We start from the raw sequence: 13,116 nt of genomic DNA, 5'->3' as shown, positions 1-13,116 counted from the left end.
ATACGCCTCCTCACAGTTCATGCCCGTGTAAACCCTGAGGCGGTGCCGGGTCGTCCCCGGTGACAATGGACCCCGTGCGCTATCGCATCCTCGGCACCACCCAGGCGCTCCGCCCCGACGGCACGGCCGTTCCGGTCGGCGGGGCGCGGTTGCGTGCCCTGTTGACCGTGCTGGCCCTGCGGCCTGGGCGTACCGTGCCTGTCAGTCTCCTGGTCGACGAGGTGTGGGACGGGGATTCGCCCGCCGATGCGACGGGGGCGCTGCAGGCGCTGGTGGGGCGGCTGCGCAGGGCCCTCGGGGCGGACGCTGTCGAGTCCGTGGAGGGCGGCTACCGGCTCGCCGCCTCGGGCGACGACATCGACCTGCACCGTTTCGAACGGCTCGTCGGCGACGGCATGGGCGCCCTCGCCGACGGCGACCCCGCCAAGGCCGCCGTCCTCCTCGACGACGCCCTCGCCCTGTGGCGCGGCCCCGCCCTCGCCGACCTCCCCGACCGCACCGCAGAGGCGGCCCGCTGCGAGACCCGGCGGCTGGACGCCCTCCGCGCCCGCCACACCGCCGCCCTCGCCCTCGGCCAGGCCGAACAGTCGCTGCCCGAGCTGACCGCCCTGTGCGACAGCCATCCCTTGGACGAGCCCCTTCAGGCCCTGCGCCTGCGCGCTCTGCGCGACGCCGGGCGGGCCGCTGAAGCGCTGGCCGCCTATGAAGACGTACGACAATTGCTCGCGGACCGGCTCGGCTCCGACCCGGGAGCGGAGCTGCGGGCGCTGCATGCCGAGCTGCTCCGGCACCAGGACGAACGCCCGGCCGGGCCCCGCCCGCTCGGCAACCTGCGCGCCCGCCTCACCTCCTTCGTCGGCCGCGACGACGACATCGAGGCCATTCGCAGCGACCTCGCCACCGCCCGCCTCGTCACGCTCCTCGGGCCCGGCGGCGCCGGGAAGACCCGGCTGTCGCAGGAGGCCGCCGAGACCGTACGGGACGCGGCCCGCGACGGCGTCTGGCTCGCCGAGCTCGCGCCGGTCGACGACCCCGCCGCCGTGCCCGAGGCCGTGCTCACCGCGATCGGCGCCCGGGAGACCGTGCTGCACGGCGCCGGCGCAGAGGAGCTCCGGGCCGTCGGCGGCGACCGCCACGACGACCCTGTCGAACGCCTCGTCGAGCACTGCGCCCGCCGCCGCATGCTGATCGTCCTCGACAACTGCGAGCATGTCGTCGACGCCGCCGCCCGGCTCGTCGAGCAGCTGCTGGAACGCTGCGCGGCGCTGACGGTGCTGGCCACCAGCCGCGAACCCCTCGGCGTACCGGGGGAGGTGCTGCGGCCGGTGGAGCCGCTGCCGGAGCCGTACGCGCTGCGGTTGCTCGCCGACCGCGGGGCGGCCGCCCGGCCCGGTTTCCGGGTCGACGACGATCCCGAGGCGTGCGCGGAGATCTGCCGGCGGCTCGACGGCCTGCCGCTCGGCATCGAGCTCGCCGCCGCCCGGCTGCGGATGCTGACGCCACGGCAGATCGCGGACCGGCTCGACGACCGCTTCCGCCTGCTCACCTCCGGCAGCCGCACCGTGCTGCCCCGCCAGCAGACCCTGCGGGCCGTCGTCGACTGGTCCTGGGACCTGCTCGACGAGGACGAACGGGACGTCCTGAGCCGCCTGTCGGTGTTCGCCGGCGGCTGCGACCTCACCGCCGCCGAGGCCGTGTGCGGGCCCGCCGCACTTGAGGCGCTCGGTTCACTCGTCGACAAGTCCCTCGTGGTCGCCGCCCCTTCGGGCGAGGGCGGCGAGATGCGCTACCGGCTCCTGGAGACCGTCGCCGAGTACGCGGGCGAGCGGCTCGACGAGGCCGGGCAGCGCAAGGAGACCGAGCGGGCCCATCTGACGCACTACCGCGAACTCGCCCGCACCACCGACCCGTTGCTGCGCGGTCCCGATCAGCTCGCCGCCATCGAGCGGCTTGAACGCGAGTACGAGAACCTGCGCACGGCGCTGCGGCACGCCGTCGCCGAACGCGACGAGCAGGAGGCACTGTGCCTCGTGTTGTCGCTGGCGTGGTACTGGCAGATGCGCGACCTGCGCATCGAGGCCCGCCAGTGGTGCTTCGCGGTCATGGACCTCGGCCCCGACCCCTTCGCCGAGCCGGTGCGCAAGGCCGCCCCGGTGTGGCAGCGCTGCACCGCCGAGCCGCCCCCCTGGACGGGTGAGGTCCTCGAGGAGGCCCGTCGCGGGGCCCACCTGGGGCATCTCGCCTGCATGGACACCGAGCTGGACGCCTGGCAGACCCCCGAGGCGCAGCGCAAGCTGCGGGCGATCGCCGGGGCCTACGAGCCGGGGCTCCCGCAGACCTGCCGCAGCCCCGGCATGCTGTCGTTCTACGCCGTGATGCTCACCGGCGGCATGGACCGGCTGACAGAGCTCCTCGACGCCGCCGTCGACACCTGCCGCGCGACCCCCGGCTACGACTGGGAACTGGCCGCCAGCCTCCAGATCCGCGCCAACATCATCGCCAACCGGGCCGACCGGGCGGGCGACGCCGAGCGGGACGCCGACGAGTCGCTGGAGATCTACCAGCGGCTGGGCGACGGCTGGGGCAGGGCCGAGGCGCTCTCCGCGCGCGCCGAGACCCATGAGCGCAGGGGACGCTACCTCGCGGCCGCCGCCGACTACGAGGCGGCCATGGCACAGGCCCGGCGACTCGGCGCCCCCGCCCAGCACGCGGTCCTCACCGCCCGGCTGGCCGCCGCGCTGCTGGAGGCGGGCGACGCCGAGCGGGGCGAGCGCCTGCTGCGGGAGGTGCTCGACGACGGCGACGGCGCGCACAACGAGGCGATGCCGTTCGCCCGGGTCGCCCTCGCCGGATGGCTCAGCTGCACCGGCCGGACCGCCGAGGCGCGCGAGCATCTGCAGGTGCTGCGCGAGGAGTTCAGGATCGCCCACTTCGTCGTCTTCGACGCGTTCATCCTCGGCCAGGAGGCGTGGGTGGAGGCCCTCGACGGCCACTACGAGCAAGCCAGGGAGAAGATCCGGCGCGGCCTCGCGCAGGCCGACGACCCGCTGTCGAAGGCGATGGCCCCGCAACTGTTCTCCTCGTATCTCGTCATCGCCGCCCTGGCGATGGCCGGCAGCGACAGCGGACGCGACGCCGCGCGCTGCCTGGGCGCGGCCGACGCGCTGAGGCCGCCCGGCCATCTGCGCTCGTCCCTGGAGCGCATGGCCCGTGACCGCGCCACCGCCGCTGTACGGGCCGCGCTGCCCGTCGAGGAGTTCACGGCGGCGTACGCCGAAGGCGGCGGCCTCTCCCCGCAGGAGGCCGCCGCCCTGGTGTGACCGGCTCAGTTCTTCGTCTTGAACTTGTGGATCGCGACCGGCGCCATCACCACCGTGATCGCCGCCGACCAGCCCAGCGTCACCCACAGGTCGTGCGCGACCGGGCCGCCCACCATCAGGCCGCGGGCCGCGTCCGCGAGCGTGGACAGCGGGTTGTAGTCGGTGAACGCCTGCAGCCAGCCCGGCATCGACGCCGTCGGAGCGAAGATCGACGAGCCGAACTGCAACGGGAACAGCACCAGGAAGCCCATCGCCTGCACGGACTGCGCGTTCTTGAGGATCACGCCCAGGGTGAGGAACACCCACATGATCGACGAGGCGAACGCCGTGGACAGGGCCACGGCCGCGAACAGGCCGGGCCAGTTGGCGATGTCGAAGCCGACCAGGACGGCGACGATCATCAGTACGGTCGTCGCGAACAGCATCCGGACCAGCTCGACCGAGATCTTCGCGAACAGCACCGAGCCGCGCCCGATCGGCAGGGACCGGAAACGGTCCATGACACCGGAGTTGAAGTCCTGGCTGAAGCCGGTGCCGACGCCCTGGGACAGCGTCATGCTCATCATCGCGATCATGCCGGGGATCACGTACTGCACGTACCCGTCCTGCCCGCCGCCCAGGGCCTGCCCGATCGAGCCGCCGAAGACGTACACGAACAGCAGGGTGAAGACGACTGGCATCAGCAGCGCGTCGAACATCGACTCGGGGTCCTGCCGGATCCACAGCAGGTTGCGGCGGATCAGGGCGCCGGTGTGACGAAGGTGGCCGCGCAGCGGGATACGGGCGTCGGCGGCAGTGGCGGTGGTGGCGCTCATACGGCGACCTCCTCGCGGGTGTCGGCGGGCACGGTGTCCTGCGGGGCACTGGCGCGATGGCCGGTGAGGGACAGGAACACCTCGTCCAGGCTGGGCAGTTCGGTGCTGATCGACGCGAGCGTGATACCGCGCGCCGTGACGGCGCCGACCACGGCGGTCAGCTGCTCGTCGCTCAGGATCGGCACCAGCACGGTGCCGCCCTCGGTGTCCACGGTCGTGGTGGCGAGGCCCGTGATGCCCAACTCGTCGAGCGCGCGGGCGAGCGGCCGCAACTGCACCGGATCGGCCGGCCGGACCCGCAGTGTCCGCCCGCCGACCTTGGCCTTCAGCTCCTCGATCCCGCCATTGGCGATGACCTTGCCCCGGTCGACGACGGTCAGCTCGGAGGCCAGCTGCTCGGCCTCCTCCATGTACTGGGTGGTCAGCAGCACGGTGACGCCGTCCCCGACCATGCGCTTGACCTCGTCCCACACCTCGTTGCGGGTCCGCGGGTCCAGCCCGGTGGTGGGCTCGTCGAGGAACAGCACCTGCGGTCGCCCGATCATCGAGGCGGCCAGGTCGAGCCGCCTGCGCATACCGCCGGAGTAGGTGGCCGCCGGCCGCTTCGCGGCCTCGGTGAGCGAGAACCGCTCCAGCAGCTCGTCGGCCCGGGCCCGTGCGTCCTTGCGGGGCAGATCGAGCAGCCGCCCGATCATGTACAGGTTCTCCCAGCCCGGCAGCTTCTCGTCCACGGAGGCGTACTGCCCGGTCAGCCCGATCACCTGGCGCAGCTGCCGCGGCTGCCGTACGACGTCGTAGCCGGCCACGGTCGCCTGTCCGGCGTCCGGGGCCAGCAGGGTGGACAGAATCCGTACGAGGGTGGTCTTCCCGGCCCCGTTCGGCCCGAGCACACCCATCACGGTGCCCTCACGCACATCCAGGTCGACGCCGTCCAGCGCCTTGGTCTCGCCGTAGTGCTTGACCAGCCCCCGCACGGTGACGGCCACTTCGCTGCCGCCGGGGTTCTTGTCGATTCGTGTCATGGGGACGACAGTTCCAGACGCCACCGACAAACGACCGACAGACTGCCGACAGCACCGACAACTCCCCGAAGACGGCCGCAACCATCAATTGAGGCACCACGACGGCGAGCAACCAGGTCCGCGAGAGCGCCGGTTTAGGCGCAAAGGGGGACGGCCCGCCGACGGGGGAAGATCGGCGGGCCGTCCTGGTGATGGTGGCTCAGTGGACGGAGTGCTCCTCAAGCGGGAACGCCCCGCCGACAACATCCTCCGCAAACGCCTTCGCCGCGTTCCCCATGACCTCACGCAGATCGGCGTACTGCTTCACGAACTTCGGCACCCGCCCCCCGGTCAGCCCGAGCATGTCGGTCCACACCAGCACCTGCGCGTCCGTCTCCGGCCCGGCGCCGATGCCGACCGTCGGGATGTGCAGCGTGCGCGTCACCTCCGCCGCCAACTCGGCCGGCACCAGCTCCAGCACCACCGCGAACGCCCCCGCGTCCTGCACGGCCTTGGCGTCCCGCAGCAGCTGCGCCGCCGCCTCCTCGCCGCGGCCCTGGACGCGGTAGCCCATGGCGTTGACGGACTGCGGGGTCAGGCCGATGTGGGCCATGACCGGGATGCCGGACTCGACCAGCAGCCGAATCTGCTCGTGGGACCGCTCGCCGCCCTCCAGCTTCACGGCCTGCACGCCGGCCTCCTTCACCAGCCGGGTCGCCGAGCGCAGCGCCTGCACCGGCCCCTCCTGGTACGAGCCGAACGGCAGGTCGCCGACGATCAGGGCACGCTTCGTGCCCCGTACGACCGCGGCGGACAGCATGGTCATCTCGTCGAGGGTGACGGGCACGGTGGTGTCGTACCCCAGGTGGCAGTTGCCCGCCGAGTCGCCGACGAGCATGACCGGGATGCCGGCCTCGTCGAAGACGGACGCGGTCATCGCGTCGTAGGCGGTGAGCATGGGCCACTTCTCGCCGCGCTCCTTGGCGGCGGCGATGTCACGAACCGTGATACGGCGGGTGCCCTTGCCTCCGTACAGCGCCTTGCTGCCGTCGGAGGGTTTCTGCTGCGCAGTCTGGGCAGCCGAAAGCTGCGTCATTGCAACGGCTCCTTACGTCATCTCGAGGCGCCCTGACGGCGTCCCCGGACCACTCCCATGGTGGCACCTCGTGCCATCGACGGCTAGGGGGACCCCCGTCCTGCCCTCGTCCTGTAAGAGACGGGTAAAAATTTACGATACGGCACCGTCTCGTATCGTAAATTGCCTAGGCTCGACAGCATGACTACACCGGCTGTCCCCGGCCCCCGCACACCGGAAGCGGTGCACCGCCGCCGCTGGCTCATACTCGGCGTCCTCATGCTGAGCCTGCTGATCGTGGTGCTGGACAACTCGATCCTGAACGTCGCCGTCAAGACGATCTCCACGCCCGCCCCGACCGGCCTGGGCGCCACCCAGGGCGAGCTGGAGTGGGCGATCAACGCCTACACCCTGGTCTTCGCGGGTCTGCTGTTCAGTGCCGGACTGCTCGGCGACCGGCTCGGCCGCAAGAAGGTCCTGCTCGGCGGGCTCGTCGTGTTCGGCGTCGGCTCCGCCCTCGCCGCCTTGTCCGGCTCACCGGCCGAACTCATCGCCTTCCGCGCGGTGATGGGCCTCGGTGCCGCCTTCGTGATGCCGGCCACGCTCGCCGTCCTCATGAACGTCTTCGAGCGCGACGAGCAGCCCAAGGCCATCGGCATCTGGGCCGGCGGCGTCGGCCTCGCCATCGCCATCGGCCCGATCACCGGTGGTGTGCTGCTCGACCACTTCTGGTGGGGTTCGGTGTTCCTCGTCAACGTGCCGATCGTGATCCTCGCGATCGGTCTGATGCTGTGGCTGGTGCCCGACTCCCGCGATCCGAATCCCGGCCGGATCGACCCCGTCGGCGTGCTGCTGTCCGTCGCCGGGCTCGTCCTGCTCGTCTACGGCATCATCAAGGGCGGCCAGCTCGCCGACTTCACGGACCCGGCGGTACTGGCGACCATCGGCGCCGGGCTCGCCGTCCTCGCCGCCTTCGTCGTCTTCGAGAAGCGCAGCGACCACCCGTCCATCGACGTCACCTACTTCAAGAGCAAGGTGTTCTCGGCCGCGATCTCCGTCATCGCGCTGGTCTTCTTCGCGCTGATGGGCGTGACCTTCTTCGCCGTCTTCTACACCCAGAGCGTGCGCGGCTACTCGCCGCTGGAGACCGGTCTGCTGATGCTGCCGCTGGCCGCCGCCCAGATGATCTTCGCGCCGCGGGCCCGGCTGGTCGTCGACCGCTTCGGCCACCGGGCCACCACCACCGGCGGAATGCTGCTCATCGCCGCGATGCTGGCCGCGTTCGCCACGCTGGACGCGGACACCCCCATCTGGATCCTGGAGGTCGTCTTCTTCCTCATGGGCACGGGGATGGCGCACATCATGACGCCGGTCAGCGTCGTCATCATGCAGGCCCTGCCCCGCGAGAAGGCCGGTTCCGCCTCCGCCCTCAGCAACACCTTCCGTCAGGTCGGCGGCGCCCTCGGCATCGCGGTCCTGGGCTCGGTCCTGTCCACCGCCTACCGCACCCGGATCGAGGACGAGCTGACCCAACTCCCCATCGCCGCACGCCACACCGCCGGCGAATCCATCGAGGCCACCCTCGCCGCCGCGGCACGGCTCGGCCCCGAGGGGCGGGCTCTGGTGACCCCTGCCAACGACGCCTTCCTGCACGCCATGCACGTCACCGCGCTGGGCGGGGCGGGCGTCGCCCTGGTCGGGGCGGTGGTGGTGGCGCTGTTCCTGCCGGGCCGGGTCAAGGAACCGGAGGCGGACGGTCGCGCCGCCGAGGCGGAACCGGCGTACACGCTGGAGAATTTCCCACGCCAACGAAAGGACACAGGACAGTGAGCCTCGCCGCAAGCCGGCCCCGGCCAGAGGGCCCCGCCCGCGGACGCCCCCGCAGCGAGGCCGTGGAACGCGCCATCATCGAGGGCGCGATGAAACTCCTGGAGGACGGCGTCCCCCTCGCCGAACTCTCCATCGAGCGCATCGCCCGCACCGCCGGCGTCGGCAAGGCCACCATCTACCGCCGCTGGAGCGGCAAGGAGGAACTCTTCGTCGACGTCGTACGCGCCGCCGAGCCCCCCGACCCGGAACTGCCGCGCACCTCGCTGCGGGACGACCTCGTCGTGCTGCTGGAAATCCTGCGCCGACGCGGCCTGGCCGACCGCTCCTCGGCGATCCTGCGCAATGTCCACGCGCAGATGAAGAGCAGCCCCCGCATCTGGGCCGCCTACCACAACGCCGTCATAGCGCCCCGCCGCAGACTCGGCCTGGAGGTGCTGCGTCGAGGCCAGGAGAACGGCGAACTCCGCACCGACGTGGACGTCGAGGTGATGCACGACATCATCGTCGGCCCGATGCTGGTCCGTTCCCTCCTGCGTCCGGACGCCGACCTGCCCGAAGGTCTCGCGGAGCAGATCGTCGACACGGTGCTCGAAGGCCTACGACCCGTCAGCTCACCCACCCCATAGCCCGAATGTTCGCGTTTCGTCACAGAGCACCCGCGCATCGGCGGAAACCGGAACCCGCGGCGCCGACTTGTTCGTCCTAAGTGCCCGTACGGCCGTCATGGGGCGGCGTTGAACGGAGCCGATCATCCCCTAGGGTCGTAGGGCACGGGGGACGACGGTGTGCACGGCAGGTAGCGAGGCGACGGTATGGCGCAACAGGCGTATGTGACGGAGACGGACAACGGCAGCTCGGGTCCCGAGCGCCCGGCATCTCGCCTTCGGCGCCTGACGGCCCGCGCGACGCACGGCTGGCGCGGCGACCCCCGGATCTGGCGGCGCGGCGTCGTCCTGGCCGCCGTCGCGGTGCTGCTGGCCATGGTCATGCTGGTCCATGCGTACATCCCGAACAGCGTGGGCAACCTCGGCAGCCTCACCGAGACGTTCCTGCCCTGGCTCGGCGCCTTCGTCCCGCTGCTGCTCCTGCTGGCCCTCGTCCGCAGGTCCGCCACCGCGCTGATCGCCGTGCTGTTCCCGGCGATCGTGTGGCTGAACATCTTCGGCGGACTGCTCACCGACAAGGCGGCCGCGGCCGGCGGCGGCCTGACCGTCGCCACGCACAACGTCAACGCCGACAACACCGACCCGTCCGGCACGGCCCGGGACGTGGCCGCGTCCGGCGCGGACGTGGTGGCGCTGGAGGAGCTGACGGAGGCCGCGGTGCCGACGTACGAGTCGGCGCTGGCGTCGACGTACAAGTACCACTCGGTGCAGGGCACGGTCGGGCTGTGGAGCAAGTACCCGCTCAGTGACATCCGGCCGGTCGACATCAAGCTGGGCTGGATCCGGGCCATGCGCGCCACGGTGACCGCACCGGGCGGACAGCTCGCCGTCTACGTCGCCCACCTGCCCTCGGTCCGGGTGAAGCTGGAGGCCGGGTTCACCGCCCGGCAGCGCGACACCAGCGCCGACGCGCTCGGCGAGGCCATCGCCGACGAGCAGCTGACCCGGGTCGTCCTGCTCGGCGACCTCAACGGCACCATGAACGACCGCGCGCTCAACGCCGTGACGGCCCAGATGCGTTCCACCCAGGGCGCGGCGGGCAGCGGCTTCGGCTTCAGCTGGCCGGCGTCGTTCCCGATGGCGCGCATCGACCAGATCATGGTCAAGGGTGTGGAGCCGGTCACGTCCTGGACGCTGCCGCAGACGGGCAGTGACCATCTGCCGGTGGCTGCGCGTGTGGACCTGGCAACCGGGTCTTAACCCGCTGGAATACTGGGCCTGGCAGGCTTTGTTCCGTACTTGAACATATGATGGACGGAATCCCGCTCTGAAAGGCAAAGGCCCCTTCATGCCCCTGGCCCTGCTCGCTCTGGCCGTCGGCGCCTTCGGCATCGGCACGACCGAATTCGTGATGATGGGCCTGCTGCCCGACGTCGCGGACGACCTGCACATCTCGATCCCCAGCGCAGGACATCTGGTCTCCGCGTACGCGCTGGGCGTCGTCATCGGCGCCCCGCTGCTGGCCGCGGTCACCGCGCGCATGTCCCGCCGCACCGTGCTCATCGGCCTGATGGTCCTCTTCGTGGTGGGCAACGCCCTCTCGGCCTTCGCCCCCGACCACCACTGGCTGCTGGCCGCCCGCTTCCTGAGCGGTCTGCCGCACGGCGCCTTCTTCGGCGTGGGCGCCGTCGTCGCCACCACCATGGTCGCGCCCGAGCGCAAGGCCCGCTCCGTCTCGCTGATGTTCCTCGGCCTCACCGTCGCCAACATCGCGGGCGTCCCGGCCGCCACCCTCATGGGCCAGCACCTCGGCTGGCGGGCGACCTTCCTCGGCGTCAGCGCGATCGGCGTGGCGGCGATAGCCTCGCTGGCCCTGCTGATCCCGCACGACCACGCCCACGCCTCCACCACCGGTCTGCGCGGCGAACTGGCCGCACTGCGCTCGCTGCCGGTGTGGCTGGCGCTCGGCACGACGGTCGCCGGATTCGGCGCCCTCTTCGCCGCGTACAGCTACATCACGCCGATGCTCACCGACTCCGCCGGGTACGCCGAGACCAGCGTGACGCTGCTGCTGGCGCTGTTCGGCGTCGGTGCGACGGCCGGCAACCTGCTGGGCGGGCGGCTCGCCGACCACGCCATGCGGGGCACGCTGTTCGGCGGCCTGGCCTCACTCGTGGTGGTGCTCGGTCTCTTCCCGCTGCTCATGGAGGCGCGGTGGAGTGCCGCGCTGGGCGTGGCGCTGCTGGGTACGGCGGCGTTCGTCACCGGATCCCCGCTCCAGCTGATGGTCATGGAGAAGGCTGCGGCGGCGCCGTCGCTGGCGTCCTCGGCCAACCAGGCTGCGTTCAACCTGGCCAACGCGGGTGGTGCGTGGATCGGTGGGCTTGCCCTGGCGGCGGGGTTCGGTGCGACGTCGCCGGCTACGGCGGGGGCGGTTCTCGCGGTGCTGGGCCTTGCCGTGGCCGGGACGGCGTACGTCGTGGATCGTCGGAGGGCTGCTCCGCAGGGGGGTCGGGAACGGCTGGTCGCCGGTCATGTGCCGCAGCAGTCGGAGGCGCTGCACTCCTGACCGGGGGCGGGTTTTCTCGCCCCCGCCGCCCCTACCCGTCCCTTCCCCAGGGGCTCCGCCCCTTCGACCCCGCCAGGGGGCTCTGCCCCCTGGACCCCCGCTCCTCAAGCGCCGGAGGGGCTGAGAAACCCAGCCCTCCGGTGCTTACGCCGTCTCCCGCCAACCGTTCGTGATCGGCAGCCGGCGGTCCTTGCCGAAGCCCTTCGGGGAGATCTTCGTGCCCGGCGGATACTGGCGCCGCTTGTACTCGGCGGTGTCGACCATGCGCAGGGTCTTGGTGACCAGCGCGGGGTCGAAACCGGCGGCGACGATCGTGTCGGCGCCCTCGTCCCGGTCGACGTACCGCTCGAGAATCGCGTCCAGGACGGGATAGTCCGGCAGGGAGTCGGTGTCGACCTGCCCCGGCCGCAGCTCCGCGCTCGGCGGCTTGGTGATGGAGGCCTCCGGGATGGGCGGGGTCTGGCCCCGCTCCTCGGCCGCCTTGTTGCGCCACCTGGCCAGGCGGAAGACCGACGTCTTGTAGACGTCCTTGATGGGGCCGTACGCGCCCACCGCGTCGCCGTACAGGGTCGAGTAGCCGACCGCGAGCTCCGACTTGTTGCCGGGGGCGAGGACGATGTGGCCCTCCTGGTTCGAGATCGCCATCAGCGTCGTGCCGCGCAACCGTGCCTGGAGGTTCTCCTCCGCCAGCCCGGTCAGGCCCAGCGACCCCATGTACGCGTCGAACATCGGCTCGATCGGGACGGTCCGGAAGTTCAGGCCCGTACGCCGGGCCAGCTCCGCCGCGTCGCCCTTGGAGTGGTCGGAGGAGTACTTCGACGGCATGGACACGCCGTACACGTTCTGCGCGCCGACCGCGTCGCACGCGATCGCCGCGACCAGCGCCGAGTCGATGCCGCCGGACAGGCCGATCAGGACCGACCTGAAGCCGTTCTTCGCGACATACGCCCGCAGGCCCACCACCAGCGCCGAGTACACCTCCTCGTCGTCGTCGAGGCGCTCGGCGTATCCGCCCGTCTGCGTCGGCTCGTACGCCGGCAGGGGCTCCTCGGACAGCACCAGCCGGTCGATGCGCAGCCCGTCGTCCACCACGCCCGTCGGGGCGTCCGGGGAGGCCGCGGGCAGGTCCAGGTCGAGCACCACGCAGCCCTCGGCGAACTGCGGCGCCCGGGCCACGACCGCCCCGTCCCGGTCCACGACGATCGAGTCGCCGTCGAAGACCAGCTCGTCCTGTCCGCCGATCATGGCGAGGTAGGCGGTGGTGCAGCCGGCCTCCTGGGCGCGCTTGCGCACCAGCTCGAGGCGGGTGTCGTCCTTGTCACGCTCGTACGGCGAGGCGTTGATGGACAGCAGCAGCCCGGCCTGGGCGGACCGTGCCGCCGGCACCCGGCCGCCGTCCTGCCACAGGTCCTCGCAGATGGCCAGCGCCACGTCGACGCCGTGCACCCGCACGACCGGCATGGTGTCTCCGGGGACGAAGTACCGGAACTCGTCGAAGACGCCGTAGTTCGGCAGGTGGTGCTTGGCATAGGTGAGCGCCACCTCGCCGCCGTACAGCACCGCCCCCGCGTTCTGCGGGGCGCCGGCCGGCTGGCCGTACTTCGGCTGGGCGGTCTCGCTGCGGTCGAGATAGCCGACGATCACCGGCAGCCGGCCGAAGCCCTCCTCGGCGAGCCGGGCGGCGAGCGAGCGCAGGGCCGCGCGGGACGCCTCGACGAAGGAGGAACGCAGGGCCAGGTCCTCGACGGGATACCCGGTCAGCACCATCTCCGGGAACGCCACGAGATGCGCTCCCTGCTCGGCGGAGTGCCGGGTCCGGCTAAGGATCGTCTCCGTGTTCCCGGCGAGGTCGCCGACGCGCGAGTCGATCTGGTTCAGGGCGAGACGTAGTTGAGGCACGG

Annotated in this window: 9 protein-coding genes; 5 read left to right on the top strand and 4 right to left on the bottom strand. The window is 71.6% G+C overall.

Annotated features, from left to right (window positions below):
* The first annotated feature begins 65 nt into the window (after window positions 1-65).
* Window positions 66-3,320, top strand: coding sequence for a BTAD domain-containing putative transcriptional regulator (locus ACFV7R_RS12330; RefSeq protein ID WP_385263358.1), 3,255 nt, complete (start codon window positions 66-68; stop codon window positions 3,318-3,320).
* A 5-nt stretch (window positions 3,321-3,325) separates the two neighbouring features.
* On the opposite strand, the gene ACFV7R_RS12325 is transcribed toward ACFV7R_RS12330, so the two are convergent.
* The 3 genes from ACFV7R_RS12325 to panB all read right to left on the bottom strand — a co-directional run bounded on the left by ACFV7R_RS12325 (window position 3,326) and on the right by panB (window position 6,232).
* Window positions 3,326-4,135, bottom strand: a complete 810-nt coding sequence (locus tag ACFV7R_RS12325) for an ABC transporter permease (RefSeq protein WP_385262893.1) — start codon at window positions 4,133-4,135, stop codon at window positions 3,326-3,328.
* Window positions 4,132-5,157: an ATP-binding cassette domain-containing protein gene (locus tag ACFV7R_RS12320; RefSeq protein WP_385262890.1), complete on the bottom strand. Its 1,026-nt coding sequence runs from the start codon at window positions 5,155-5,157 to the stop codon at window positions 4,132-4,134. The genes ACFV7R_RS12325 and ACFV7R_RS12320 overlap by 4 nt, the downstream gene beginning before the upstream one ends.
* Before the next feature lie 199 nt (window positions 5,158-5,356).
* The gene (gene panB / locus ACFV7R_RS12315) at window positions 5,357-6,232 is read right to left on the bottom strand and encodes a 3-methyl-2-oxobutanoate hydroxymethyltransferase (RefSeq protein WP_129800758.1); all 876 of its coding nucleotides are present in this window, start codon (window positions 6,230-6,232) and stop codon (window positions 5,357-5,359) included.
* 180 nt (window positions 6,233-6,412) lie between these two features.
* On the opposite strand from panB, the gene ACFV7R_RS12310 reads away from it, so the two are divergent.
* The 4 genes from ACFV7R_RS12310 to ACFV7R_RS12295 all read left to right on the top strand — a co-directional run bounded on the left by ACFV7R_RS12310 (window position 6,413) and on the right by ACFV7R_RS12295 (window position 11,215).
* Entirely contained in the window at window positions 6,413-8,041 is a 1,629-nt protein-coding gene (locus tag ACFV7R_RS12310; RefSeq protein ID WP_385262888.1) for an MFS transporter, read from the top strand.
* Window positions 8,038-8,667, top strand: a complete 630-nt coding sequence (locus ACFV7R_RS12305; protein ID WP_385262885.1) for a TetR/AcrR family transcriptional regulator — start codon at window positions 8,038-8,040, stop codon at window positions 8,665-8,667. The genes ACFV7R_RS12310 and ACFV7R_RS12305 overlap by 4 nt, the downstream gene beginning before the upstream one ends.
* A 186-nt stretch (window positions 8,668-8,853) precedes the next feature.
* Complete coding sequence (locus ACFV7R_RS12300) at window positions 8,854-9,906, top strand: endonuclease/exonuclease/phosphatase family protein (protein ID WP_385262883.1); 1,053 nt, start codon at window positions 8,854-8,856, stop codon at window positions 9,904-9,906.
* Window positions 9,907-9,994: 88 nt separating this feature from the next.
* Window positions 9,995-11,215, top strand: coding sequence for an MFS transporter (locus ACFV7R_RS12295; protein ID WP_385262879.1), 1,221 nt, complete (start codon window positions 9,995-9,997; stop codon window positions 11,213-11,215).
* Window positions 11,216-11,359: 144 nt separating this feature from the next.
* Here ACFV7R_RS12295 and ACFV7R_RS12290 read toward each other — a convergent pair whose 3' ends face one another.
* A complete protein-coding gene (locus ACFV7R_RS12290) occupies window positions 11,360-13,114 on the bottom strand; it encodes an NAD+ synthase (protein WP_385262877.1) in 1,755 nt (584 codons plus the stop codon).
* Between the last annotated feature and the right edge of the window lie 2 nt (window positions 13,115-13,116).

The organism is Streptomyces sp. NPDC059866 (assembly GCF_042731325.1).
Lineage (GTDB): Bacteria > Actinomycetota > Actinomycetes > Streptomycetales > Streptomycetaceae > Streptomyces > Streptomyces flavusporus.
Note: the sequence above shows the minus strand (reverse complement) of the source record. Positions and strands in the feature narration are given on the sequence as shown.

Bases quoted from the DNA above. Each gene is read 5' to 3' on its own strand.
- ACFV7R_RS12330 (WP_385263358.1), top strand. From the start codon at position 66: ATGGACCCCGTGCGCTATCGCATCCTCGGCACCACCCAGGCGCTCCGC.
- ACFV7R_RS12325 (WP_385262893.1), bottom strand. From the start codon at position 4,135: ATGAGCGCCACCACCGCCACTGCCGCCGACGCCCGTATCCCGCTGCGC.
- ACFV7R_RS12320 (WP_385262890.1), bottom strand. From the start codon at position 5,157: ATGACACGAATCGACAAGAACCCCGGCGGCAGCGAAGTGGCCGTCACC.
- panB (WP_129800758.1), bottom strand. From the start codon at position 6,232: ATGACGCAGCTTTCGGCTGCCCAGACTGCGCAGCAGAAACCCTCCGAC.
- ACFV7R_RS12310 (WP_385262888.1), top strand. From the start codon at position 6,413: ATGACTACACCGGCTGTCCCCGGCCCCCGCACACCGGAAGCGGTGCAC.
- ACFV7R_RS12300 (WP_385262883.1), top strand. From the start codon at position 8,854: ATGGCGCAACAGGCGTATGTGACGGAGACGGACAACGGCAGCTCGGGT.
- ACFV7R_RS12295 (WP_385262879.1), top strand. From the start codon at position 9,995: ATGCCCCTGGCCCTGCTCGCTCTGGCCGTCGGCGCCTTCGGCATCGGC.